This is a genomic window from Actinoplanes sp. GCM10030250 (assembly GCF_042666575.1).
Lineage (GTDB): Bacteria > Actinomycetota > Actinomycetes > Mycobacteriales > Micromonosporaceae > Actinoplanes.
Genome location: NZ_JBHTDO010000024.1, coordinates 70,338 through 93,837 on the forward strand (window position 1 = coordinate 70,338; position 23,500 = coordinate 93,837).

The window sequence follows — 23,500 nt, forward strand, 5'->3', positions numbered from 1 at the left end:
GCTTCGCCGTCGGCAGCGAGCTCGCCGCCACCCCCGGAGCCACCGTCCGGCTCAAGGTCGACGCCACCCTGACGCTGGGCACCACCCACAACGTGATCGCCGAGACCCGGGTGGGCAACCCGAGGAACGTCGTGATGGTCGGCGCCCACCTCGACAGCGTGACGGCCGGTCCCGGCATCAACGACAACGGCTCGGGCACTGCCACGATCCTCGAGACCGCCCTGCAGATGCGGCACTTCCCGGTGCGTAACAAGGTTCGCTTCGCGTTCTGGGCCGCCGAGGAGATCGGGTTGCTCGGCTCCGATCAGTACGTCGAGGGCCTGTCCGCCGCCGAGCGGGACCGGATCAGGCTGTATCTGAACTTCGACATGGTGGCCTCACCCAACTACGCCTACAAGCTGTACGACGGTGACGACTCCGACGCGGTGGGCTCGCCGGCCGGTCCGCCCGGCTCCGCGCAGATCGAGAAGCAGTTGGAGGCGTTCTTCGACCGCCGCGGTCTCGGCCACGTCGGCACCGACTTCGACGGCCGCTCCGACTACGGCCCGTTCATCGCTGTGGGTATCCCCGCCGGTGGGATCTTCACCGGCGCCGAGGGCATCAAGACGCCGGCCGAGCAGGCCCTGTTCGGCGGCACCGCAGGCGTCGCCTACGACATCTGTTACCACCAGGCCTGCGACACCCTCGCCAACATCAACATGACGGCGCTCGACGTCAACGCCGACGCCATCGCCGACTCAGTGGCCCGATTCGCCTTCAACACCACAGCCATTCCCTGACAACCCCAGTCGACGAGCCTCCGGTCACCGCTTCACGACCGGAGGCTCGTCACTGTTTGCCTTCCCGAGGACACTCCGAAACTTTCGGATTCGGCCGACCTCCTAGTAGGTTGCGTGAAGAGTTAATCCCGCTGCATACAGGGATTGAACAGCACCTCATTAGGCATGGAGTTCCGGAACAACATCGGAACTTGTTGACTTCGCCGCCACGCTGTCCGACAGTAAGACATCGACAACGGCGAACGTCTTCGGACCGGGCCCACCGGCCGTGATCCGATCCGCCGGTCGCGACCCCGCACGGCCCGCTCATCCCCAGCGATGCGACACGACGCCGTCCGCCAGTGGCACCACCAGCCGCTCGCGGGCCGGCTCGTACCGCGCTGCCTGGTTTCCCCGCCAGGCCTCACCAGGAGGTAGAACGCATGCACGACGCTCCCAGCGGCGCGACAAGCAGCACGCGAAGCAGCACGCGAAGCAGCACGCGAAGCAGCACGACAAACAGCACGACAAACAGCGCGAAAAGCAGCACGAGAGACAGAAGGCGCGGCCGTCTGCGGCTACTCACCGGCGCCGTGGCCACCGCGGCCATGGCCATCGGAGGAACAGCGATGGCCGTCACCGCCCACGCCGCCGTCAACCAGCCGAACCTGGCCGCCGCGGCCGCCAGCTGCTCGGCCGGCTACGTCGCACTGACCTTCGACGACGGGCCGAACACCGGCACCACCAACCAGCTCATCAGCGCGCTGCGCTCCGCCGGCGCGACCGCCACCGTCTTCCCCACCGGGCAGAACGCGTCGAACAACCCCTCGCTGATGCAGGCGTACAAGAACGCCGGTCTGCAGATCGGCAACCACAGCTGGGATCACCCGCACCTGATCACCATGAGCCAGAGCCAGATCCAGTCCCAGCTGTCGCGGACCCAGCAGGCGATCCAGCAGACGGCCGGCGTGACGCCGAACCTCTTCCGCCCGCCGTACGGCGAGACCAACGCGACCCTCAAGTCGGTGGAATCGTCGCTCGGGCTGCGCGAGATCATCTGGGACGTCGACTCCCAGGACTGGAACAACGCCAGTTCCAGCCAGATCCGTCAGGCCGCGAGCCGCCTGACGAACGGGCAGATCATCCTCATGCACGACTGGCCCGCCGCGACGATCCAGGCCATTCCGGGCATCCTGCAGGACCTTCAGACGCGCAATCTCTGCGCCGGTCACATTTCATCGAGTACGGGACGCGCCGTCGCCCCGTCCGGATCCAACCCGGGCGGGGGTACGGGCAGCTGCACCGTCTCCGTCAGCCGCGGCAGTGACTGGACCGACCGGTTCAACGTGAACCTCTCCGTCAGCGGCAGCAACACCTGGGTCGTACGGATCGCGCTGGGCAGCGGCCAGAGCCTGCAGAGCAGCTGGAACGCCTCCGTCACCGGCAGCACCGGCACGCTGACGGCGCGGCCCAGCGGTGCGGGCAACAACTTCGGGATCACGGTCTACAAGAACGGCAACAACAACACGCCCACCGCCAGCTGTGCGCTGAGCTGAGCTGAGCTGAAGCGCGGGACCGAGCGGTACGCCACCGCCGGTCCCGCGTAGGCGTACGTCAAAAGACCGATTCTGATCGGGCGACCACCGCGAATGCCTCGCCGCAGGCGGTGTGGTCGCCGTCCGGTGAAGCGCGACCCACCTCCCGCGGGTCTCCGCCCGGACCGGCAGGTAGCGTGCTGCCCGGTAGTAGAGGGAGCCCACTTGCCGACGGACGACGAACTCGCCGATGCGCTCAGCGCCGCACGCGACGGTGACGAGCGCGGCTTCACCGTTCTCTGGCGTGCGCTGCATCCCGCGGTTCTGCGCTATCTGCGAGTGCTCACCGGCGAGGCGGCCGAGGATGTGGCGTCGGAGACCTGGCTGCAGGCCGCGCGTGATCTCGACCGGTTCACCGGCGCACCTACCGCCTTCCCCGCCTGGCTGTTCAGCATCGCCCGGCACCGTGGCATCGACGAACTCCGCCGGGCGAGCCGGCGCCTCGAGGATCCGGCGGAGACGGTGGACGCCGGCGCGGCGGGTCCGGATGCCGCCGCCGAGGTGATCGAGGACACCGAGACCGCCTGGGCGCTGAGCCGGGTCGCGGCCCTGCCCGTTGATCAGGCGGAAGCGGTGATGTTGCGCGTGGTGGCGGGCCTCGATGTCGCGGCCACCGCCCGGGTGCTCGGCAAAGGCCGCGGTGCCGTGCGCGTCGCGACCATGCGCGGGCTACGCCGGCTGGCCACCGACCCGCAGGTACGCGATCGTGCCGCGCAGGTTCTCCGTGACCAAGCGACCGAGGGGGTGTAGCCGCATGCGACTCCGCGAAACTCTGCTCCGTGTCATCCGGGCCCGCCGGGCCGACAGCATCGCCCTCGACGAGGCCGACCGCCTGGTCACGGGCGATCCGGCCGGACCGGACGACCCCGCGCTGGGTCACCTTCTCGACGCGGTGCGGGCCCCGGCCACCGCCGGGGAACTGAGCGGCGAGCGGGCCACCATCGCCGCCCTCGCCGCCGAACGCCGCCGTGCCGCGGCGACCAGGGAGCCTTCCGTTCCGGTGGTCGCAGCACCGAGGCCCGCGCGGACGATCATCGTGACCGCTGTGGCGGCGCTTGCTGTACTGAGCGCCGGTGGAACCGCGGTAGCGGCACGGACCGGCAATCTTCCCGACGGCATTCAGCAGAACGCGCACCGACTGTTCTCCGGGCTCGGGGTTCCGGCGCCGAGCACCAGCCCGGCAAAGCCCGAACCTTCGCCTTCGCCCAGCACCAGGCCCGCACGGCCGGCGCCGGCGCCGAGCAGATCCGCGGCCGGGAACACGCCAACAGCCACGACCACGCCCTCCGTCGCCGTCGCGCCCGGAGACGACATGCGGGCTCGATGGTGCGCGGCGTGGCTGACGGCCGATGCCGGCGGTCATCCGATGAACGGCCGCGAACGGCGCGAACTCTTCGCTGCCGCCGGCGGCGAGGAGAACGTCGCGGAGTACTGCGGCACTGTGATCGCCTCGCCCTCACCGTCCGGTTCCGCCGGCACGCCCGGCCCCAGCAAGAGCGTCAAGAGCAAGAAGCCGAAGCCTCCGCGACCGGGAAAGGATCCGCTGCCGACACCGAGTGTCGCTGAGCGCTGACGAAGCGCGAGGGCGCTGCCTATCCGGCGAGGAGTGTCAGGGCTCCGGTGAGGTCGAGGATGTGGCGGATGTGCCTGGCGGCGCCTCGGACGACGAGCCGTTGACCCTGGGTTCGCGCGGCATGGTGTGCGTCGATCAGCACGCCGATGGTGCAGCAGTCGAGGAAGGTGACATAGGTCAGGTCGACCTGGACGGTCGTGGCGCTGTCGTGGCCGGCCGCGACGGCCAGCAGATCGGCGAGGTCGTCGCCGATGGCCATGTCGAGCTCTCCGGAGAGGGTCACCGTGCAGACGTTCGCGGCGTATTCGACCCGGTGCTGCCACTGCGGGATGATCAGCTCGACCTCCTCGGTCAGCCTTCTCCGGTCACCCGTACGGGCTGTCCCGGGCCACGCCGCGCACCGTGGTCGCGGACGGTCGGGGTCGCTGACGCGGGTGGCCGTTCTGCCGGGAGCAGCCCGGCGTCCCGTACGGGCGCGGCGACTGCCGCACGCTGTTCGGCTGCCCCGGAGTGGCCGCATCGTTTTCTCCCCGCACCCCACCGGCCGCGAGCAGACAGGCCTCGACGGCACCTGTCTCCCCTGTGATCGGCTCCAGGTTAAGAAGCGAACTGAAACACAACAACGCGGCGGGCGGAAATCGCGCAGTGAGCAATATCAACCGCCGGGCACGGCCCGCCGAGTAACAGAATCGGCTGCCGAAACGCCCTTCGAATTGCCCGCTCGGCGCGCGAGGAAGAAATCGAGTGGCGCGAGAGCTATCGCCGGGACACGATCGAGGGGTGCTGATGATTCTCACGCCGCCGCTACGGGAGTATCGCCGTCCGGGGACAGTGGTCTTTCGTGGCGGGCCCCCGCCCCGCTATGAGCCGCCCCGCGAGCCGGAACCGTTCCGGCGCCGCCGCCGGATCCAGCGATATCTGCCGGGCCAGGCGCGATTCACCAGGCGCACGCAGCACGTCCGGCGCCCACTGCGCCGGCGAGGCTGACACCCGGCCTGCTTTCATACCGTCATGGGTGCCGTCGCGGAGGTTCCCGCGACGGCACCCGTGACGCGCCTATGCGCCTCTCTCGTTGATGATGATCCTCACCTGCACATAGTTCGGGCTCGGGTTCGGGAAGCTGGCCGCCACGCTGTAATGCACGCTGATGCGGCAGTCACTCGGATTCGCCGGATCGGACCAGCCCAGATAGGTCGCGGTGGCCGGCCCCCGCGTGTCGATGACAACGACCTGGGCGGTGGTGTGCACATATCCCGGACTGCAGTCCCCGCCGTACTGGGTGTCCAGTCCGTAGCCGCCGATGTACTTGCCGTAGGTCGTCGACGGGATCTGCGGGAATCCCGGCAGGTCACGCTCGGGCGCCGGCACCGCGGGCGGGTCGGCCACCACCAGCGGGACGTTCTTCGCATCGTCGCCGTTGCTCAGTGAAACGGTGGAGCTGATCGTGCCACCGCGGGTGTAGACGAAGCCGGGGAACGACACGTCGGCCGACTCGCCCGGGTTGAGCGGTGCACGGGTGACGGAAAGGATGCGGGGGTCGATCGGGTCCGGTTTCCAGTACACCTGGAAGGTTCCGCTCCGCGTACCACCCTCGTTCTTGACCGCCACCTTGAGGATGACCGAGTCCTTGGTGGCGGTCGGAGCCGGCGGAGTAAACGTGGGACCGGCGATCCGCAGCGCCGCCGGCCGGTTCAGGATGAGGTTGACCGTGTTCGGGTCCTCCTGATCGGGCCACCGGAACACCAGCCGCGACCCCGCCTGGGCACCCTTGAAGTCCTCGCTCGAGAAGTCCAGGTTGACCTGGTAGCGCGTCACGTACGCTGATTTGAGGTTCGCGTTCCGGATGTTCTGCCCGGCGGCGTTCTGAAGCTCCAGCACGGGCAGCGCGTCCGGCCGGAAGTTGTATCCGAACAGGCGCACGACGTTCTTGTCGCTCATGTTGCTGGAGTCGATCAGCCAGCCGTCCCCGTTGGGGTAGAGCGAGAGCACGGTCGGGTTGATCCAGCAGACCGAGTGAATCGGCTTCGCGTTGAGATGCGACTTGGTCTTCTTCCAGAACTTCAGGTCGTCGACGAGATGCTGCAGCTGGGACACCACTCCGGATTTGACGAAGCCGGCGTTGCAGCGGAACTCGACACCGGCCTGCGCGACGAGGTCCTGCGCTTTGGCGTCGCTGAGCTGGATGGCCTGGTTCGCGACGTCCTGGACCTGATTGGTGGCGTCCGACACGACGGTCTTGGCGTCGGCGGCGACCTGGTTCTCCAGGCCCTTCAACTCCGCCGCCAGCTTCGGCAGCTCGTCGCGCCAGCTCGACGAGATGCTCTCCACCGTGCTCCTGGTCTTGTCGATTTCGTTGATGGCCTTGTCGATGTCGTCCGAGACGCCGCATCCGCCGAGCCCTGCCGCAGCCAGGAGAAGAACGACCAGGACGGCACCCGTCCTCCTGGGTGCGGAACCCGTCGCGCCCCGAGTTCGCCGGCGGCCCGGCGGAGCCGGCGTGGTGGAGTGGAGTACACCGCTGGACGCTTTGCGTGGTGAGCGCCGCAACGGCGCCTTGAGGGAGATGGACATCGCTGTAACCCGCTTTCGTCGCGTTCGCCGGCCGGACGTCGGCCCTGGTCGAAGCTTCGGCGGTCCGGCCGCCCAGGTAGCAGGGAGTGCGGTCCCAGCCGATCCGGGAATTACGTGCGGGAGGCCGGCTGGGCCACGCGCCGGGTCCGGAACACGGACAGGGCATGCCGGCCCGACGGCCGCTGCCGTGACTCGTCGATCAGCGCGCGCAGCGGCGGCGGGGTGTCGGCCAGGTCGGGAACGGCACCGCCGTACTCGCCGGGCCAGACGACCGGTGCGGCGGCGACCGCGAACGCCATGTCGGCCAGGGTGAACCGGTCACCGGTGAGGTAGGGGCGGCCGTCGGCGAGGCGCCGGTCCAGGTCGTCCAGGACGGAACGGATGGTGAGCCGGGCGGCCCGTTCCCGAGCGTCGGTCAGCCGCAGCAGCAGCCGCAGGGCGGTCGCGAACGCCGGGTAGGCGCGCCGGACGGCGGCGGCCTCGCGGGCCGGTGTGCCCGCGCTGAGCGGCCCGACCATCACGCTGCGTTCGGGCAGCAGATGGTAGTAGGCGAACACGGTGGTGGCGCCGCCGAGCGTGCCGTGGAAAAGCTTCCAGTCGGCGCCGAAGCCGGCACCGTCGAGCAGGCGGCGCTCGGGTGCACAGCGGGCGTCGAAGTGCTCGACGATCTTCTCGACCGTGTTGAGCCTCAGCGTCGCGCCGTACACCAGCGGGAAGCGCACCGTGTGGCCGTGCCGCAGGGTGACCAGGCTCGAATACCCGAGGGTGTGCCGCCGCTCCTCGTGAGCGACGCCGTAATGGGTCAGCAGGAACCGGCTGAACTCGCTGTCCAGACTCGGCGGGAACGTGATCAGTCGCAGGTCGGGCATGGTGGACTCCGATCGGATCGGTCATCGGCTCAGCCGGCCGAGGCGGCGCACCGCGTCGATGCCGGGCAGGAAGAAGTAGGCGCCGCCCCGGGTGGTGACGACGCTCGGGATGCTGTGCACCCGGCCGGCGAACGGTTCCTCCGGGACGGTGAAGGTGCCACCCCGCGGTGACGGGGTGCCCAGCAGCGGGTCCTGCTCGTCGTAGAGGCCGCCGAAGTGCCGGTTGTTCAGCCAGGTGTGGTGGATGAACTCGAACTGGCGGTCGATGTTCGCGTTGACGCAGATGAAGATCAGGCCGCGGTCCTGGCCGTCGTCGGTGAACGGGTCGTCCGGGGCCGGGCCGTACACCCGCCCGCGCCGCACGATGCGGTGCAGGTTGGCGAGTTCGACCGATCGGCGCGGATCGGCGCCGAGGCCGTCGCGCGGGTTGGCCCGGCGGGTGTGCGCGCCGATCGGGCAGCGCTCACCGTACGGATCCACCTCGGCGAAACCGAACCCGTTGTCCTCGGCCAGGTCCACGTCGTCGCGGTGCGGTGAACGGACCAGCGACGTGCCGCTGCGCCACCGGCCGACCAGCTTGGCGGCCAGCCGCTCGATCGCCGCGTCCCGGCGGATGCCGGTGCCGTCGTCGGTCGCCTCGGCCAGGAAGCGGTTGAAGCCCGCCACGTCCTGCGCGAGCTGCCGGACGACGAGATAGGTGCCGTTGCGCCCGAAGTCACCGCCCCGCACCTTCGGCGACGGCGTCACCTTGCCGTACCCGTTGGCGTACCCCAGCACGAACTCACCTGCCGCGACCACCTGCCGGCGCGCCTCGTCGCCGCCCAGCCGGGTCTCCTGGCCGGTTCCGGCGATCACCGGCTGCGACATCCCGTCGGCGAAGCCGAAGTGCTCGACCCCGAACTTCTTCCCGAGGGACTGCGTGCCCGGCAGCGGTTCGGGACTCAGCGTGTGGAGAACCTCGAAGGCCCCGCCCGCGGTCAGGCGACCGACCTCGTCATCCTCGAGAGCGAGGACGGCGGGCTCGTCACCGGCGTACAGCAGCAGCAACATGTGCAGCCGGCCGGCGCTCGGACCGGTCGTGCCCGGATGGCCCCACCGCCAGCCGGCCGGATCGCTGGGGCCGGTGTCGCCGAGGACACGCTGCCGGTACCGGGTGATCATGCCTTCGCGGAACGGCGGGGCGAACGTGTCCAGCTCGTCGGCGCTCAGCCCGAGCGCCGCCAGGCCGGTGCCGGTGAACGCGACGTTCACGCAGCCGGGCCGCTCGGCCCGCTCCGCGCTGGTCAGCCGGTCGGCCAGTTCGCCGAGCCGCCGCCGGGCCTCGGCCGGGGCGTTCACCCGCAGCATCACGTAGCGGGCGGAGTGCATCTGGGCGTACCCGCTCACCACCAGGCCCTGCACGTCAGCCATTTCCAGTGTCGTCATCTGCGTTGCCTTTCGATCTAGAGTCGCCGCAGCCACGCCCGGGCCTGCTCGGGGCCGAGGGTGGAACCGAGAGCGCGCCGGATGGCCATGTTGTTGGCGATGTTCGGCACGGACAGGTGGGGATAGGCGCTGTACCAGACCGGGGTGCGCACCATCCCGTACCGGGCGAAGGCCTTGAAGCGCGCCTCGTCGCGCGCGCCGTCGCCGATCAGCCACCTGGTGGCGGGGAACCCGACGGCGTTGCCGGTGTTTGTCCACACGGCGGTGAGACCGCCGGCCGCTAGGTCGATGAACTCGTTGAGGTAGCTCTCCCAGCTGCCGTCGTAGTTGCTGAGGAAGATCAGCCGGCGCCCGTCCGGGGTGATCACCCAGCGGGCGAAGTGGATGGAGGAGATGCCGGCGAGGCTGCCGCGGTTGTCCGTCAGGCGGGCCCTGGCCTCGATGACGGCCAGCACCGCGCGCAACGTGGTACGCCGGAACCGGCCCGGTTTGATCTCCGCCACGCTGGCCAGGTGGTTCTGGCCGCTCATGTCCTCGGACTCGCGGACGTCGGACGCCCGGCTGCTGAAGGCGGCGTAGGTCGCCTGCCAGTCCCGCGCCCGGTTCCGGTCCTGCTCGTCGTCACGGTTCTCGCCGGACCGCAGCCGGGCGGCCGCGACCGCCGCTCCGGCGGCACCGGCCAGCAGGACCAGGCGGGCACCGCGCCGGCCCGGGCCCTGGCGGTGGGCCTTGCCGATCAGGGAGAGCAGGCCCAGCGCTGCCGGCGCCGCGGCCAGTCCGGCGATCCAGCGTCCGTACCCGACCAGCAGGGGCACCGGCGCGGGATCGAGCGCCCAGGCCAGGTCGCGATGGCCGCGCACGTATGCGGCGATCGCCGCGTGCACCGCCTGCGGCGACTGCCCGCGCAGGGCGGCACCGTCCGGGCCGTCGAGGAATTCCCTGATCCGGGTACGCAGGCGGTCCTCACGCCGTACCTCGCTGACCGAATGACCGGGCCGGGCGATGTAGAACACGTCCGTGCCGATGTCATGTGCCGTGAGGTACCGCACCAGATCGAAGGAGCCGTCGCCGGCCTCGCCGGGATGCCCCGCACAGTGCCGGTAGAGCTCGTCGGCCGTGTCACCGGCGATATCCCGCATCTGCCCCAGGAACCGGGACCGTGAGCCGTCGATGTTGCCTTCGAACACCAGCGAAGCGCGATCGTGATCCGGGCCCGCGGTGGCCGGCAGGATGCTCAGGCCGGCGTAATGGACGGTGCCCAGGCGGTCGAAACCCAGCAGGTCCCGGCCGGGGTCCGCGCCGATCTTGTCGAGCAGTCTGCTGACGGCGTCGACGTGGCCCGGCTTGATGTCGGTGAGGATCGTGAAAGCGGACTGTCGCATGCTGCCCACCCCTATCTGAGTTCGACGAGGAGACGGTCCGGGAAGGGGCCGTCGTAGCGGATGCGGCCCTGCCGTCCGGGCACCGGGCGCAGGGCCTTCGAGCGCAGCAGAGCGGCGAGCAGCTCGGTCACCTGGACGTCGTTGACGTACCGGCCGAAGCAGCTGTGCAGTCCGTGCCCGTAGGACAGGTACCGCGACGTGGGGCGGTCGCCGCGCAGGTCGCCCGGGTCGGGGAAGGCGGCCGGGTCGAACATCGCCGGGAGCAGGGCGGCGTACACCGTGCGGCCTGCGGGGATCCGCTGCTCACGGAGCGTACCGGCGGCCAGCACGGTGTCGCGGGCGGTGTGGCGGACCAGCGCGGCGGTGAGGGGGTTGAAGCGCTGGGCCTCGAGGGCGTACCGCCGCACCAGGTCCGTGTCGCCGCCGCGCGCCGCGTCGCGCGCCCGGCGCAGCGCGGCACCGTGCCGCAGCAGCCGTTCCACCGCCTGCGCGGTGACCTTCGACGTCGTCTCGACCGCACCGACCACCACCCCGCCGAGAGCACGCCGGATGCCCTCGTCGCTGAGCCGGGTCCGCGAGTCGTCGCGCAGACGGATCAGCCGGGTGAGGAAGTCGTCCGGCGCCGGGGCACCGGCGGACAGTGCCGACAGTCGCGTGGCGATCAGTTCATCGGCGTACGCGTGGAACTCCGCCGCCGCGACCCGGGCCGCCCGGCGGACGTGCCGGTCACCGCCGGTGTTCAGGAACGCCTCGTGGAACAGCGCGCGCATCCACCGCATCATGGTCACCGGATCCGGCCCCGGTACGCCGAAGTACTCGCCGGCCAGCCGGACAGCCGCAGGGCGAGCGAAGTCCCGCACCACGTCCAACCGGCCGCCGGGCCGCGCCGCAAGCAGCTCCGCCGCGGTCTCCCGCACCACGGAGCGGATCCGATCCGGGTCCTGCGGCCGCACACAGCGCTGCAGGATCGACCGTTCCCGCACGTAGTGCGCGGACCGGTCCATGCCGAGGACGAACGGGCCGTTGATCCGGTCCATCGTGGCGCTGTTGATCTCAGCGATGGTGAAGTCCTCGTCCCGGTCCAGCACCTCGCGGACGTCGTCGTACCTGGTCACCACCACGATCCCGCCCACCGAGAGGATGGGCTTGAAGCGGCGCAGCGGCCGCCCGATCGCGCGGATCAGTGTCGCGTTGGTGGCAAGTGCCATGGTGCGCTCCTTCAGCTGCGGCTCCGGCTGCATTCCGGCAGCGTCACCCGCCCGGCGACCCGGCCGGCAGGGACCCGTGCCCCAGTTCCGGCTGTGACCCTGGCCGGGCCCGCGCACGCCCGCGGGTCCCGGACCGGACTGGGGCCGTGCTCCCCGCGAGGACGTCCCAGTGCGAGGACTCCCGGCCGGCGCAGGTCCGGGAGTTCGCTCCCTACTGCCTGGGGTGGCAGCCCGCCGATGCTGAGGTCGACCGCCGGCAATTGACCGGGCGGCGACAGCCGAAGGAGCGGCGACATGTTCATCGAGATCGGCATGATGGCGGTCAAGGGGGCGACCACCGCCTACCGCGTCTACCGGGGGCTGAGCCACGGCGACACCTCACCGACCGATGCGGACCAGGTCCTGCGGGCCGCCAACCACCGCGGCGACGCACAGGAGATGGCCCAGCAGGACTATTCACCGGCCGACACCGGCGGGGCCGACGACGACGGCGGATTCCTCGACGCGATCGGCGAGTTCTTCGAGGACCTTTTCGGGTGACGATCTGAATCAGTTCGGACGAAACAGAGGGGACGAAGGCATCGCCTTCGTCCCCTCCCCGTGTGAGCTGTTGATCAGAGCACCCGCACACACCAGCAGACACTGTCGGAATAGCCGCACACGTAGACCGGGCGCATTCTGGTCCGCACCGGCTGTTCGGATCCGGCGATCCATCGCCTTTCGCTGGAGAGCCAGATGCTGTCACTGAGGCTGATCGTGAAATGGCCGACCTCGTGACCCAGCTTGCGCATGGTGCCGACCGGGTCTCGCATCAGTTCCTGGAACTCGTCCTCGGTGAACTCCACCAGGAATGCGGGGAAGTTCTCGACGGACTCGGACGCGCTGCGCCCGGACAGGGTTTTCATCGACAGGGACATGTGAATACCTTTCTTGATGCGATGGGCGGGTTCAGCCGGAGACCGAACAGCTGCCGGCAGTCGTGGTGACGAAGGTCAGGCCGGCTTTCAGGTCGGCCTCGCACACACCGCTGGCCACGCCGGCCGCCACGCCGAGCCGCCAGCGGCCCGGGCGCAGATCGGTGAAGCGGTATTGCAGCTGGCAGCGGCCGCCGCTCGGGAAGAACTCGGAACTCGGCTGCGTGGTGGTGACCGGCTGACCGTTACCGGGCCCGGCCGGCACGGTGATCGGCGCGGCGGACCAGTCGATGGGCCCGGCCGTACATTTCGGCGCGCCCAGTGAGGCGAACGACGTGGTGAAGGTGGCGCTGGCGGTGGTCGGCGCCGGCGGTGCCGTCCCGCCGCCGCCCGGTTGGCAGGCGCCGGCAGCGAGCGTCAGCGCGGCAGCGGTCACCGTGGCGATGGTCAGCGTCCGGATCCGGTTCAGGTGCATGGCGGTCCTTCCAGGTTGCGGGCCGCGTCGGCGCGGCCGGTTCCGTCACCGTCCGCCGGGGGCTGTCCCAGCCGGAAGGGAGCATCATCCGGGTACGAGCGGGAGCTGACTCCCGGCCGGATCCGCCGCAAAAGGCCGCAGGCGGGCACCGGCGAGTGAGGGCCGTGGTCAGCCCGGTACGTCGGGGCCGAACCGGCACGGCGGTGCGGTCCAGGCGCCGATGCACCAGCCCCACCGCTCGGTGTATTCCGTGCCGTCGTTGCAGCAGAACTTCAGCACCTGGATGAATCCGAAGCATTTCGTTCCGGCGAACCAGCATCCGGATTTCGGCGGCGGCATGTCGCTGCGGGCGCGGAACGGCACCATTCTGTCCAGGGTTTGCGCGCGCCTTTCGCAGCCGCCGCAGGCGCGGAGGCCGAAACGGGCGAACACTTTCTTGAGCAACCCGCCGAGACCGATCTCGAGAGGGCGGGGCCTTTCCTTGGCGGTCATCGTCGACTCCTCATCCGGTAATCCGTGGTGTCTTCACGATGTCGCCGACGCGATCCGCCCGCGCCGGGGATTTCCCCGGGGCGCGGGAACGGTGTTCACGCCACGCTCGGTGGGAACGGCGCGATCGGCGCGCCGATCAGCCGAAGGGAAATCGACATGGCGACCTACCGCGTGAACGTCTACACGGGCAACCTCAGCCCCGCCGCCGGGGCCGGAACCGACGCGAACGTCTACCTGACCCTGTACGGGGAGCTGGCCAGCAGCGACGAGCTGAGCCTCGACAACGCGGGGAACAACTTCGAGCAGGGTGCGGTGGACACCTTCCGGCTGCGGCTGCGTGACCTCGGTCAGCTGAAGCAGGTCCGGATCCGGCACGACAACAAGTTCCCCCTTCCTGGCTGGTACCTCGACCGCATCTTCATCCGCAACGAGGACACCGACCAGGAGTGGGAGTTCCCGTGCAACCGGTGGCTGGCGCAGGACGAGGACGACGGCGAGATCGAGCGGGTGCTCGACACCGCCTGATCCGGCGCACCGGTGCCTGACGGCGGGCGCTGACGGCGGGCGCGTGGTCGATGGGACCGTGCTCCCGCCGTCGTTTTCCCGGCTCGTCCGGGACCTGGATTCCTGGTGCCCGGGACAGCCGCCCGGCGAGGCTCGGACCAGCTTCGCAACGGGAGGGACGAGCCGATGCACTCACCAGCAAGCACGGTCCACAACGCCGAGGACCTCGCGTGCGCCCTGGAGACGATGGCGGTCGGGGCGCGCGGGCGATCCGGCTCCGCCGCCGCGACGGCCGCACTGGAATGGGCCGCTTCGTTGAGCACCTGCGACTCCGCGCGGGTGCGCCGGCTGTACGCGGCGGCGGGCGACGCGGCGATCGCCGGTGAGCACGCCCGCGCCCGGGAGCTGCTGGCCGAGGCGGACCGGCTGCCCACCGCCGAGCCCGCGGCGGAGACGGCAGCGGAGACGGCCATCGCCGCCGCGCTCGCCGGCCTTCCCGAGGTGGCCATCACGCACGCACGCGGGACAACCGGCGCGGACGATCTGGCGCGGGGGCTGGCCCTGCTGCAGACAGGCGGCGTACGCGAAGGCACCGCGCTGATCCGCTCGGGCGTGGCGGCGGCGCACCGGCCGAGCCTGCGCGCCCGCATCGCCACCGGTCTCGGGCTGACCCTCATCGGTGAGCACCGGGCGGCGCTGCACACACTGTCGGCAGCCATCGAGGACGTCTGGCGTACGGGTGCGATCCGGCTGCTGCCCGCGGCGCTGTGCGGCAAGGCACACGCCATGGCAGCCGTGGAGCCGATCGGGCTCGCGTTGTCCGCCGCCGATGAGGCGACAGCGGTCGCAAGGCTCACCGAGGACAGTTTCTGGTTGCGGCGCGCCACAGCGGTCACGGCAGTGCTGCACGCCGTCCGTGGCGACCCGGACCTCTGCCACGCCGCGATCGAACTGGCGGCGCCGCAGGACGACGCGGTGACGCGTGGCTGGGTGACGGACGCGATCGATCTGCTCGACCTGGGTCTCGGCCGCAGCGGCGACCCCGGTCACCGGACGCCCGCTGTGGATGGCCCGGACCCGCGGCTCGACGCCGTCGAGGCTCAGCTGCGCACCGGCCGGCACCCGTCCGCGCGGGTGATGGGCGCCGTCGAACGGATCAGCCGGGACGCGGACTCTCCGCTGCCGGCCGCGCGGGCCTGGCGGATCCGGGGGCTGCTCGCCGCACCGGCCGAATTCCCGTCGTGCTTCGTCACCGCCCTTCACCTGCACCGTTCGGCCGAGCAGCCGTTCGAGACCGCCCGGACCCTGCTCGCGTACGGTGAACGGCTGCGCCGCACCGGACGCCGCGCCGGCGCACGCCGGCCGCTCCGGGAGGCCCTGGAGGTCTTCGAGCGACTCGGCGCCCGCCCGTGGGCCGCACGCGCCGCCGCCGAACTGGCGGCGACCGGCGAGCACCTGCCCCGCCACGAGGTGGCGGCCGGGAGCACGCACGCTCTCACCACACAGGAGTTGCAGGTGACCCGCGCCGTCGCCGCCGGCCTCACCAACCGGGAGGTGGCGCAGACCCTGTTCCTCAGCCACAAGACAGTCGAGTTCCACCTCGGCAACATCTTCCGCAAACTGGGCGTGCGCCGCCGCGCACAACTGGTGCACCACTTCCTGCACGAGTGAGCCCTGCACGCCGTGGCGGCCGAAGCAAGACGTGGAGGTCGAAGCAAGACAAATTGGCTTCGGTCGTGGCAACGGGGCCCCGATGAGCGCCTGTCTTGGACCCACGACGGCCCGGCCTTGGCCATCAGCCGTTCGTGCCGGGCAACGTCGGTTCGGTCGTCGTAGACGACCAGGTGGGAGGCGTGCAGGTGGACGCGGACCTGACGGCCGACCAGCCGGACTGGCAGCGAGTAGCTCTCCAATCGTGTGAGCCCGGGTGCCGATGCGCCGGGCGTCATCGGCCGTGTCCCAGGCATCACCATGGCGTTGAGCTGCTCGAACGAGTCGACCTCGGGGACCTTCTCTGAACTACCCGCGGAGCTTGTGACGCGCGAAGAGGACCGCTTGTGAGACTTCCCCGTCTGGGTTGTTGAGCAGGAGCTGGGCCTCGACCTCGAATCCGGTGTCACGCAGCCAGGCGGCAACCTTGTCCGGCCGGCGACGATGAACGTAAACCTTCATCGGGTGGCCGCCGTAGCCTTCGGTCTTCAGTCGTGACCTGTCCCCCGTGTGAAACAGAAGCTGCAGCAGACCGTCTGGACGCAAGGCTCGATGAAAGTGCTCGAAGACGGCCGGTACCTCTTCGTCGGGTATGTGGATCAACGATTGCCATGCGAGCAGACCGGCCAGTGAGGCGGTCTGGAGGCTGAGGTTCGTCATCGAGCCCACCGCGAACCGGAGTTGAGGGTGATCGCGCCGGGCGACGGCGATCATCCCCGGGGATAGGTCGACACCGAAGGCATCGACACCGAGTTCGTTCAGGTAGGCGGTGATGTGTCCGGGTCCGCAGCCGATGTCTGCTACTGGCCCGTCGCCTGCAGCACGCACGCTGTCGGCGAACAATGTCAGGGCCGCGCGTAGGTACTGGAGCTCGGAGAGGGCGTTGCGGACTTGGTCGGCATAGTTGGCGGCGACCGTGTCGTAGGAGGTTCGGGTGTCCGCCAACCAGTTGTCCGCGCTCATGACCGGCCACGGTAATCGATGATCACGTTGTGACGGTGCGTGCCACGACGTTGGGGAAGGTAGGCATACCGAGTTCAACGGCTGCGGCCCGGCGTTGAGGTGTCACGTCGGTTTGGGCCAGTTTTTCCTTGGCGGCCACGAGACTGACGCGGAGTCCCTCGGCTTCGCCGGACCAGCCCTCGCGCTCCGCCGCAGATTCGGTCGAAAAGCTTGGGAACTGCTTCGACCTGTATCGGGAGTTTCAGCCGCCGGCCGGCGCCGTCGCGCGGTAGACGCACTCCCATCAGCCAGATCAGGACGCGGCCGTGGTCCGCGAAACCTGCGGGCCGATGCCGGGACCCAAACTCCCGGCTGAACGGGACCGCTACTCACGCTCAAAACCAACAAATGGAGTGACACAGCCGGGCGCCGGGGAGCACGCTGGTGTCGTCGAGCGAACGCCCCTCCCGGATCCGAGCGAGAGCACAGATGGCTCACCGTCTCACCGCGGCGACAAGTGTGGTCCTCATCCTGCTGCTGGGATGGTCGGCCTGGACGCGGCTGTCCCCCGTTTCCGACGGCACCGTCGTGCAGGTGTCCAATGCGGTCTGGCAGCAGCAGCGGATCCCGGTCGGCCTCCAGCTGTGCGCCTGCAACGATCTGCGCGCCGGGGACGAGGTCGTGGCGGTCACCGGCCCGCCCGGTGGCCCGTACGTGTATGCGGTGGTCCACGACGGGGTGCGCCGCGACGTCGCCGTCCAGGAGGGGACCGTCTCCTGGGCCACGCTCGCCCGCCTCCTGTGGAGCCCGCTGCTGACCGTGGTGCTCCTGCTCCTGGTCGGCTGGTTCGTCTTCGCGCACCGCCCCGCGGATCCGGCCGCCCGGACACTGCTGCTCGCCGCCTCACTGTTCGGCTTCGGCACCACCACATGGCTGCTGGGCGACACCGCGCTGCGGCTGGCCACCGGCGGGCCGCGGCTGAGCACCGTACTCGGTGAGACCGCGCTGGCGCTGGCCTGGGGCGCCGCGGCGCACTTCGCCGTGGTGATGCCCGGCTCGGCCCTGCGGGTGCGCACCGGCATGATCGCCACCCTGTACGCCCTGCCGTTCGCGTTGCACGGCCTGTACCTGGCGGTCGTGCTGCCGCGGGCCGAGGGCCGGCTCGAAGTGCTGGGACGGCTCGCGCAGGTCTCCCTCGTTCCCAGCGTCGTCATGCCCGCGGTCGCCGCCTGCCTGATGCTGCTGGGCTATCTGACGACCCGCGACCTCACCGCGCGGCGGCGGTTGCGGTGGGTGCTGATCAGCTTCCTCGCCTCCGCAGTGCTCCTGCTGTCGCTGTGGGCCGTGCCGATGCTGTCCGGCGACCCGGTCCTGCAGGTGACCCTCCTGCCGACCGCCCTGCTGCCGCCGGTGATCGCGCTCGCCGCGGCGATCCTGCGGTACCGCCTGTTCGACATCGAGATCATCCTGCGGCGATCCCTGGTCTACGGCGCACTGACCGCCTGTGTGCTGGCCATCTACCTGTCCGCGGGCCTGGTCTTCGGCCACCTGGTCGGCGCCGGGCAGGGTCTCGCCGCGGTCCTGGCCACCTGCTTGGTCGCGTTCGCCGTCCAGCCGATCCGGGACTGGCTGCAGGCCCGCGTCGGCGGGCTGATCTACGGCGAACGCGACAACCCGTACAGCCTGGTCACCCGGCTCAGCCGGGTCGACGTCGCGGTGGAGCCGCAGGACGCGCTGGCCGAGGTGGCCCGGTCCCTGGCCCGGGCGCTGCGGCTCGCCCACGTGGAGATCGAGCTGTACACCGGCACCGGCCGGACCGCCGTGCGGGCGAGCTGGGGTACGCCGAGCGGGCCACCCCGCACCATCCCGCTGCGCCGGGGCCTTGTGCCGGTCGGCCTCCTGCTGCTCGACGTCGGCCCCGCCCAGGAACCGTTCGGCCCGGCCGACCGCCGGCTCCTCGACGCCCTGACCCGGCACATCGGCAACATCGCCGCTGTCGTGCTGCTCAACGCCGACCTGCGCGAGTCGCGCCACCGCCTCGTCCTGGCCCGCGAGGAGGAGCGCAGGCGCATCGCACACGCTCTTCGCCACGGCCTCGAGGCGGCGCTGGTGACCCACATCGCCGACCTGCGCAAGGCGCGCGCCCTGATCGCCACGGACCCCGCACGGGCCGCCGCCCTGCTGGACGACACGATCGTGAGCACCCGCACCCTGGTCCGGGACATCCGCGCGCTGGTGGCCGACATGCGCCCACCGGCGCTGGACCAGCTGGGCCTGGTCGACGCCATCCGCGAACGGGTGCGGCGCCTGCGCGAGGACTCCGGCACGGCGACACCGGACTTCGACGTCGTGACCGAGAACGGGCTGGGCCCGCTGCCGGCCGCGGTCGAGGTGGCCGCGTTCTGGATCACCGTCGAAGCCGCCCGGCACGCCCGGTGCGAGAGCCCGGCGTCCCGGTCACGCGCCGTTCTGGCACGGCGCGGCGATCTGTACGTCGAGGTGCGCAACAACGACGGATTCGACACCGGACCGCGGCTGACCGACGCGACGCGATGGGCCGGCGAGCTGGGCGGCACGACCACCACCACGGCGACCGCGGTACGCGCGCGGCTGCCGATCCGCGAAGGGACGTACAGCGATGGCGACTGAACCGATCCGGGTCCTCGTGGCCGACGACCACCCCACCGTCCGCGCCGGCGTCCGGGCCCTGCTCGAGATGGTGGACGGCATCCGCGTCATCGGCGAGGTCGACACCAGCGACGACGCGATCCGGGTGGCGGCGCGGGAGCAGCCGGACGTGGTGATGATGGACCTGCGCATGCCCGGTGCCGGCGGTGTGGAGGCCACCCGGACGATCGCGCGGGACCACCCGGGCATCGCGGTGCTGGTGTTCACCATGGTCGCCGACAGTGACGCGGTCTGGGCCGCCATCCGCGCCGGCGCCCGGGGCTACCTGCTCAAGGAGTCCGGATCCGCCGAGCTCGCCCGCGCCGTGCAGGCGGTGGCCCAGGGCGAGTTCATCACCAGCCCCGCCATCGCGACGCGGATCTCCGCCTTCTTCACCACCTCCGACCGGCTGAGCCGGGCACCGGAGGCGTTCCCGGTGCTCACCACGCGCGAACGCGAGATCCTGGACCTCATCGCGCAGGGCCGCAACAACGCCTACCTGGCCCACCACCTGCGGCTGAGCCCCAAGACCGTGCGCAACCACATCTCCAACGTCTTCGCCAAGCTGCACGTCGCGGACCGCGCCGAAGCGATCGTCCGCGCCCGGGAAGCGGGCCTGGGCGGCGCCACCGAGACCGCCCGGGGCCCGCGATGAGCCCGGTCAGCGGCTTCGCCGACACGCACAACCACCAGTTCGCCAGGTTCGCCTTCGGCGGCCGGGTGCTGTGGGGCTCCGCGGCGGCCGCCGACGCGGAGCTGGGTTCCTGCCGGCCCGAGCACGGCCCGCACGGCCTGTTCGACCTGCCCGGCAACCTCAGCAGGATCCTGCTGCGGACCGGGTCGATCACCTCCCTGCTGGGCCACCGGACGGACGGCGCGCCGGACTTCCCGGCGTGGCCGCGCTGGCACGACCTCACCCACCAGGCGGTGCCGCGGTCCGCCCTGAAACGGGCCGTCGACGGCGGCCTGCGGCTGCTCGTCATGCCGGCGGTCAACAACGAGCTGCTGGGACGGCTCACCCGCGGTGCCCACTACCACGACATGGCAGCTGCCGACCTGCAACTGCGGGCCGCCAAACAGTTCGAGGCGATGATCGACGCCGAGGCCGGCGGGCCGGGCCGCGGCTGGTACCGGATCGTCTACACACCGGAGCAGGCGCGCCGGACCATTGGCGAGGGCAAACTCGCCGTGATGCTCAGCATCGAGGTCGACGGCCTGTTCGGCGACGTCATCGGGCCGCACTCCACCGCCGGGGAGCTGGAGGCACAGGTCGACCGCTACCACGCCATGGGGGTACGGCACGTCTTCCCGATCCATCTGAAGAACTGCGCGTACGGCGGCACCGCCCTCGCCACGAGCCTGCACTGGTCACGTAACAGCGGCCCGGTGTCGAAGGCCAACCCGCCGCTGTCGCTGCCGGTCTACCGGATGACCACCGTCGCGCGTACGGCCGACGGCTACGACTACCGCGGCGGCCACTGCAACGCCGACGGGCTCACGCCGCTCGGTGAGACCCTCATCCGGCTGCTCATGGAGCGCGGCATGGTCATCGAAGTCGACCACATGGGTGCCCGATCGCGGGCGGACGTGCTGCGCCTGACCGGCGCGGCCGGCTACCCGGTCGTGGCGGGTCACGCCGAGCTGCTCAGCCTCGCCGGGCGCGGCGAGCGCAGCGAGTTCCTGCTGACCGACGCCGAGGTCACGGCGATCGGCCGGCAAGGCGGCGTTGTGGCGCCCAAGCTGCGGCAGTTGTCGGTCGCGGCACCCGGCGGCCTCAGGGGCACCGCGGCGACCTTCCTGACCGCGTACCGCCGGGTGCGAGAACTGCTGCCGGACGCGCCGATCCCGTTCGGCACCGACCTCAACGGCTTCGCCGGGATGCCCCGCCCGCGTCCCGGCGAGGTGCCACTGGACTATCCGTTCACCTCACCGGTGACCGGCGCCGCCCTCGACCGCGGCCGGCTCGGCTCCCGCGAGTTCGACATCAACGCCGACGGCGTGGCGCACGTGGGCATGCTTCCGGACTTCGTCTCGCTGCTGCTGCGGCACGGCCTGTCCGAGGAGGACGCCCGGCCGATGCTCGACTCGGCGCTCGGCTATGTCCGCGCCTGGGAGCGGGCCGTCGAGGCCCGATGAGAGCCAGGACCGTCGCCGCGCTCGCCGCTCTGCTGATCCTGCTCACCTGCGCGCTGATCGCGGAGCGGGCGACCACGCCGTCGGACGGCAGCGTGGTGCAGCTGTCGAACGCGCCGTGGCGGCAGGACAAGATGATCATCGGGTTCGTCTTCGAGGACGGCACCGCCCTGCGCGCCCGGGACGTGGTGATCGGGATCGATGGACGGCCACTGCCCGCGGCCTGGCGGTCGGCGCCGGCCCGCTCGGGGGAGGTGCACATCTACCATGTCCGGCGCGATGGGCGCACTATCTCCGTACCCATTGCATTGCATGATTTTTCTCTTCGAGGTGTCGCCACCCGCAACCTGGCGACGGTGCTGTTCCTGATCGCGCTGCTCGCGATGGCCCTGTTCGTCTTCGCCCACCGCCCCCGCGACCCGGCCGCGCAGGTCCTGTTGATCATCGCCGCACTCACCTGTTGCGGTACGACGGCCTGGCTGCTCGGTGCCGACCCGATGGCGCTCGCCACGACCGGGCCCACCGCGCTGCAGATCCTCGGCGAGATCGCGCTCGCCATGGTCTGGGGTGCGACCCTGCACTTCGCGCTGATCCTGCCCGGCTCGACCCTGCGCCCCGGCCGGCGCCTGGTCACCGCCCTGTACGCCACCCCCCTGCTGCTGCACGCCGCCTACCTGACGGTGGCCCTGCCCCTCGCCGCCGGCACCCCGGAAGTGGTGGGCCGCCTGGCCCAGGTGTCGCTGGCCGGCAGCACGCTGCTCCCGGCCGCCGGTGTCGTCCTGACGATCCTCGCCTACCGCTCCATGCCCACCGACTCACGACGGCGCACCCGCTGGGTCCTCATCCCCTTCTACGGCGCGGTGACCGCCTTCGTCGCGGTGTGGACGATCCCCAACGCCCTCGGGCTGCCCGTCCCGCCGGAGCACCTCATACCCGTGCTGTTCCTGCCGTGGGCGCTGGCCATCGGCGCGGCCGTCCTGCGATATCGCTGGTTCGATCTCGAGCTGATCGTGCGCCGGTCGCTGCTCTACGGCGGCCTCACCGCCAGCGTCCTGGCGATCTTCCTGACCACGACCTGGGCGCTGAGCTCGATCGTCGGCCGGCAGCCGGGCCTGGCCGCGCTCGTCGCCAGCGGTGTCGTCGCACTCACCGCCCAGCCGCTGCGCCGCTTCATCCACCGCCAGGTCGGGCGCCTGGTGTACGGCGACCGCGACGACCCCTACGAGGTGCTGGCCAGGCTCGGCACCATCGACGCCGCGGCCGCACCGCACCAGGTGCTGCAGCAGGTCGTGGAGACCCTCACGCAGACGCTGCGACTGCGGTACGCCGCCATCCACCTGGGCGAGATCGAAGCCTCCTCCGGGCACCCGCTCGGCAACGCGACCACCTGGGAGCTGGCACAGGGACACGAGGTGCTGGGCCGGCTCGTCCTCGAGATGGGACCGGGCCGCGAGCCGATCGGCCGCGCCGACCAGCAACTGCTGGACACCCTGATGCGGCAGATCAGCGGCACCGCGTCGGCGGTCCTGCTCGGCACCCGGCTGCAGGCGTCCCGCGAGCAGCTGGTGCTGGCCCGCGAGGAGGAACGCCGCCGGCTGCACCACCGGCTGCACGACGGCCTCGGCCCGACGCTGGCCGCCAACGCCATGCAGATGGAGATCGCCCGGGCGCAGGCGTACGCCGACCCCGCAGCCGCCGACGCGACACTGCGAACACTCATCGGCAGGCTGCGCGAACTCGGCACCGAGGCACACGCCCTGGTCAACGACCAGCGGCCGACCGCACTCGACGAGCTCGGCCTCGCCGGCGCCGTCCGGGAACGCGCCGCCGGCCGCATCGACGTGACGACAACAGTCGCCGGCGACCTGGCCGGCCTGCCACCGGCGGTGGAGGTCGCCGCGTACTGGATCGCTGTGGAGGCGGTGCACAACGCCGCCCGGCACGGCCACGCCCGGCACTGTCACGTCCGGCTGACCCGCGGCGACCACCTGTCCGTCGAGATCGTCGACGACGGCCGCGGACTGCCCGAGCCGCTGCGGCCCGGCGGCGGCTTCCTGTCCATGCAGGAGCGCGCCGAGGAACTCGGCGGGCGATGGTCCGCCGGACCGCAACCCGGCGGCGGAACCCGCGTCTTCGTCGTGCTGCCGATCGACGCCGAGTCCGGCTCCCACGCAACCCTGGGACCAGGTTCTGGGACACAGGTCCCTTCCGCCCGCGCGGCGGCCGAGCCACCGTGAAGGTCCGAGCACGAGGTCACGAGGTTTCGGCCGAGGGGAGACGAC

21 protein-coding genes and 2 pseudogenes are annotated in these 23,500 nt (G+C 70.9%); 11 read left to right on the forward strand and 12 right to left on the reverse strand.

What is annotated here, in order from left to right; all coding sequences use genetic code 11:
- Positions 1–80: 80 nt before the first annotated feature.
- Positions 81–755 (forward strand): annotated as a pseudogene (locus tag ACFQV6_RS27490) (M28 family metallopeptidase); the annotation flags it as partial.
- Positions 756–1,182: 427 nt separating this feature from the next.
- Here ACFQV6_RS27490 and ACFQV6_RS27495 read toward each other — a convergent pair.
- The gene (locus ACFQV6_RS27495) at positions 1,183–1,398 is read right to left on the reverse strand and encodes a hypothetical protein (RefSeq protein ID WP_378030490.1); all 216 of its coding nucleotides are present in this window, start codon (positions 1,396–1,398) and stop codon (positions 1,183–1,185) included.
- Between ACFQV6_RS27495 and ACFQV6_RS27500 the strand changes: the two genes are divergently transcribed.
- The 3 genes from ACFQV6_RS27500 to ACFQV6_RS27510 all read left to right on the forward strand — a co-directional run bounded on the left by ACFQV6_RS27500 (position 1,388) and on the right by ACFQV6_RS27510 (position 3,926).
- The gene (locus tag ACFQV6_RS27500; protein WP_378030491.1) at positions 1,388–2,314 is read left to right on the forward strand and encodes a polysaccharide deacetylase family protein; all 927 of its coding nucleotides are present in this window, start codon (positions 1,388–1,390) and stop codon (positions 2,312–2,314) included. The two genes, ACFQV6_RS27495 and ACFQV6_RS27500, sit on opposite strands and share 11 nt — an antisense overlap.
- A gap of 204 nt (positions 2,315–2,518) precedes the next feature.
- Complete coding sequence (locus ACFQV6_RS27505) at positions 2,519–3,103, forward strand: RNA polymerase sigma factor (protein WP_378030492.1); 585 nt, start codon at positions 2,519–2,521, stop codon at positions 3,101–3,103.
- A 4-nt stretch (positions 3,104–3,107) separates the two neighbouring features.
- A complete protein-coding gene (locus tag ACFQV6_RS27510) occupies positions 3,108–3,926 on the forward strand; it encodes a hypothetical protein (RefSeq protein ID WP_378030493.1) in 819 nt (272 codons plus the stop codon).
- A gap of 19 nt (positions 3,927–3,945) precedes the next feature.
- Here the strand turns inward: ACFQV6_RS27510 and ACFQV6_RS27515 are convergent, their stop codons facing one another.
- The 6 genes from ACFQV6_RS27515 to ACFQV6_RS27540 all read right to left on the reverse strand — a co-directional run bounded on the left by ACFQV6_RS27515 (position 3,946) and on the right by ACFQV6_RS27540 (position 11,381).
- Positions 3,946–4,446: an STAS domain-containing protein gene (locus ACFQV6_RS27515; RefSeq protein ID WP_378030494.1), complete on the reverse strand. Its 501-nt coding sequence runs from the start codon at positions 4,444–4,446 to the stop codon at positions 3,946–3,948.
- Between the two features lie 536 nt (positions 4,447–4,982).
- Positions 4,983–6,497 (reverse strand): hypothetical protein, encoded by a 1,515-nt coding sequence (locus ACFQV6_RS27520; protein WP_378030495.1) that lies wholly within the window; start codon positions 6,495–6,497, stop codon positions 4,983–4,985.
- A 110-nt stretch (positions 6,498–6,607) separates the two neighbouring features.
- Positions 6,608–7,366 carry a glutathione S-transferase C-terminal domain-containing protein gene (locus tag ACFQV6_RS27525; RefSeq protein ID WP_378030496.1) on the reverse strand — a complete coding sequence of 253 codons (759 nt, stop codon included), beginning with the start codon at positions 7,364–7,366 and terminating at the stop codon, positions 6,608–6,610.
- Positions 7,367–7,387: 21 nt separating this feature from the next.
- Positions 7,388–8,791, reverse strand: a complete 1,404-nt coding sequence (locus ACFQV6_RS27530; RefSeq protein WP_378030497.1) for a Dyp-type peroxidase — start codon at positions 8,789–8,791, stop codon at positions 7,388–7,390.
- 17 nt (positions 8,792–8,808) lie between these two features.
- Entirely contained in the window at positions 8,809–10,173 is a 1,365-nt protein-coding gene (locus tag ACFQV6_RS27535; protein ID WP_378030498.1) for a hypothetical protein, read from the reverse strand.
- 11 nt (positions 10,174–10,184) lie between these two features.
- The gene (locus ACFQV6_RS27540; protein WP_378030499.1) at positions 10,185–11,381 is read right to left on the reverse strand and encodes a cytochrome P450; all 1,197 of its coding nucleotides are present in this window, start codon (positions 11,379–11,381) and stop codon (positions 10,185–10,187) included.
- Positions 11,382–11,675: 294 nt separating this feature from the next.
- On the opposite strand from ACFQV6_RS27540, the gene ACFQV6_RS27545 reads away from it, so the two are divergent.
- Positions 11,676–11,921 (forward strand): hypothetical protein, encoded by a 246-nt coding sequence (locus ACFQV6_RS27545; RefSeq protein ID WP_378030500.1) that lies wholly within the window; start codon positions 11,676–11,678, stop codon positions 11,919–11,921.
- A 74-nt stretch (positions 11,922–11,995) separates the two neighbouring features.
- Here the strand turns inward: ACFQV6_RS27545 and ACFQV6_RS27550 are convergent, their stop codons facing one another.
- The 3 genes from ACFQV6_RS27550 to ACFQV6_RS27560 form a co-directional block, all read right to left on the reverse strand.
- Positions 11,996–12,298: a hypothetical protein gene (locus tag ACFQV6_RS27550; RefSeq protein WP_378030501.1), complete on the reverse strand. Its 303-nt coding sequence runs from the start codon at positions 12,296–12,298 to the stop codon at positions 11,996–11,998.
- Positions 12,299–12,329: 31 nt separating this feature from the next.
- Positions 12,330–12,770 carry a hypothetical protein gene (locus ACFQV6_RS27555; RefSeq protein ID WP_378030502.1) on the reverse strand — a complete coding sequence of 147 codons (441 nt, stop codon included), beginning with the start codon at positions 12,768–12,770 and terminating at the stop codon, positions 12,330–12,332.
- Between the two features lie 168 nt (positions 12,771–12,938).
- A complete protein-coding gene (locus tag ACFQV6_RS27560; RefSeq protein WP_378030503.1) occupies positions 12,939–13,262 on the reverse strand; it encodes a hypothetical protein in 324 nt (107 codons plus the stop codon).
- A gap of 156 nt (positions 13,263–13,418) precedes the next feature.
- On the opposite strand from ACFQV6_RS27560, the gene ACFQV6_RS27565 reads away from it, so the two are divergent.
- Complete coding sequence (locus tag ACFQV6_RS27565; RefSeq protein WP_378030504.1) at positions 13,419–13,787, forward strand: PLAT/LH2 domain-containing protein; 369 nt, start codon at positions 13,419–13,421, stop codon at positions 13,785–13,787.
- Positions 13,788–13,952: 165 nt separating this feature from the next.
- The gene (locus ACFQV6_RS27570; RefSeq protein ID WP_378030505.1) at positions 13,953–15,437 is read left to right on the forward strand and encodes a LuxR C-terminal-related transcriptional regulator; all 1,485 of its coding nucleotides are present in this window, start codon (positions 13,953–13,955) and stop codon (positions 15,435–15,437) included.
- Positions 15,438–15,562: 125 nt separating this feature from the next.
- Here ACFQV6_RS27570 and ACFQV6_RS27575 read toward each other — a convergent pair.
- Positions 15,563–15,739 (reverse strand): annotated as a pseudogene (locus ACFQV6_RS27575) (hypothetical protein); the annotation flags it as partial.
- Between the two features lie 46 nt (positions 15,740–15,785).
- Entirely contained in the window at positions 15,786–16,439 is a 654-nt protein-coding gene (locus ACFQV6_RS27580) for a class I SAM-dependent DNA methyltransferase (RefSeq protein ID WP_378030506.1), read from the reverse strand.
- 468 nt (positions 16,440–16,907) lie between these two features.
- Between ACFQV6_RS27580 and ACFQV6_RS27585 the strand changes: the two genes are divergently transcribed.
- Genes ACFQV6_RS27585 through ACFQV6_RS27600 form a run of 4 tightly spaced genes read left to right on the forward strand, consistent with a single transcriptional unit; the run spans position 16,908 to position 23,455 of the window.
- Positions 16,908–19,067 (forward strand): sensor histidine kinase, encoded by a 2,160-nt coding sequence (locus ACFQV6_RS27585; RefSeq protein ID WP_378030507.1) that lies wholly within the window; start codon positions 16,908–16,910, stop codon positions 19,065–19,067.
- Positions 19,057–19,740: a response regulator gene (locus tag ACFQV6_RS27590; protein ID WP_378030508.1), complete on the forward strand. Its 684-nt coding sequence runs from the start codon at positions 19,057–19,059 to the stop codon at positions 19,738–19,740. The genes ACFQV6_RS27585 and ACFQV6_RS27590 overlap by 11 nt, the downstream gene beginning before the upstream one ends.
- The gene (locus ACFQV6_RS27595) at positions 19,737–21,221 is read left to right on the forward strand and encodes a membrane dipeptidase (RefSeq protein WP_378030509.1); all 1,485 of its coding nucleotides are present in this window, start codon (positions 19,737–19,739) and stop codon (positions 21,219–21,221) included. The genes ACFQV6_RS27590 and ACFQV6_RS27595 overlap by 4 nt, the downstream gene beginning before the upstream one ends.
- Positions 21,218–23,455: an ATP-binding protein gene (locus tag ACFQV6_RS27600; RefSeq protein ID WP_378030510.1), complete on the forward strand. Its 2,238-nt coding sequence runs from the start codon at positions 21,218–21,220 to the stop codon at positions 23,453–23,455. The genes ACFQV6_RS27595 and ACFQV6_RS27600 overlap by 4 nt, the downstream gene beginning before the upstream one ends.
- Positions 23,456–23,500 lie beyond the last annotated feature (45 nt).

Coding starts and splice junctions, on each gene's coding strand:
- ACFQV6_RS27500 (WP_378030491.1), top strand. CDS start 1,388: ATGGCCGTCACCGCCCACGCCGCCGTCAACCAGCCGAACCTGGCCGCC.
- ACFQV6_RS27535 (WP_378030498.1), bottom strand. CDS start 10,173: ATGCGACAGTCCGCTTTCACGATCCTCACCGACATCAAGCCGGGCCAC.
- ACFQV6_RS27540 (WP_378030499.1), bottom strand. CDS start 11,381: ATGGCACTTGCCACCAACGCGACACTGATCCGCGCGATCGGGCGGCCG.
- ACFQV6_RS27510 (WP_378030493.1), top strand. CDS start 3,108: ATGCGACTCCGCGAAACTCTGCTCCGTGTCATCCGGGCCCGCCGGGCC.
- ACFQV6_RS27600 (WP_378030510.1), top strand. CDS start 21,218: ATGAGAGCCAGGACCGTCGCCGCGCTCGCCGCTCTGCTGATCCTGCTC.
- ACFQV6_RS27530 (WP_378030497.1), bottom strand. CDS start 8,791: ATGACGACACTGGAAATGGCTGACGTGCAGGGCCTGGTGGTGAGCGGG.
- ACFQV6_RS27520 (WP_378030495.1), bottom strand. CDS start 6,497: ATGTCCATCTCCCTCAAGGCGCCGTTGCGGCGCTCACCACGCAAAGCG.
- ACFQV6_RS27545 (WP_378030500.1), top strand. CDS start 11,676: ATGTTCATCGAGATCGGCATGATGGCGGTCAAGGGGGCGACCACCGCC.
- ACFQV6_RS27525 (WP_378030496.1), bottom strand. CDS start 7,366: ATGCCCGACCTGCGACTGATCACGTTCCCGCCGAGTCTGGACAGCGAG.
- ACFQV6_RS27550 (WP_378030501.1), bottom strand. CDS start 12,298: ATGTCCCTGTCGATGAAAACCCTGTCCGGGCGCAGCGCGTCCGAGTCC.
- ACFQV6_RS27580 (WP_378030506.1), bottom strand. CDS start 16,439: ATGAGCGCGGACAACTGGTTGGCGGACACCCGAACCTCCTACGACACG.
- ACFQV6_RS27555 (WP_378030502.1), bottom strand. CDS start 12,770: ATGCACCTGAACCGGATCCGGACGCTGACCATCGCCACGGTGACCGCT.
- ACFQV6_RS27560 (WP_378030503.1), bottom strand. CDS start 13,262: ATGACCGCCAAGGAAAGGCCCCGCCCTCTCGAGATCGGTCTCGGCGGG.
- ACFQV6_RS27585 (WP_378030507.1), top strand. CDS start 16,908: ATGGCTCACCGTCTCACCGCGGCGACAAGTGTGGTCCTCATCCTGCTG.
- ACFQV6_RS27515 (WP_378030494.1), bottom strand. CDS start 4,446: ATGCGGCCACTCCGGGGCAGCCGAACAGCGTGCGGCAGTCGCCGCGCC.
- ACFQV6_RS27565 (WP_378030504.1), top strand. CDS start 13,419: ATGGCGACCTACCGCGTGAACGTCTACACGGGCAACCTCAGCCCCGCC.
- ACFQV6_RS27570 (WP_378030505.1), top strand. CDS start 13,953: ATGCACTCACCAGCAAGCACGGTCCACAACGCCGAGGACCTCGCGTGC.
- ACFQV6_RS27595 (WP_378030509.1), top strand. CDS start 19,737: ATGAGCCCGGTCAGCGGCTTCGCCGACACGCACAACCACCAGTTCGCC.
- ACFQV6_RS27590 (WP_378030508.1), top strand. CDS start 19,057: ATGGCGACTGAACCGATCCGGGTCCTCGTGGCCGACGACCACCCCACC.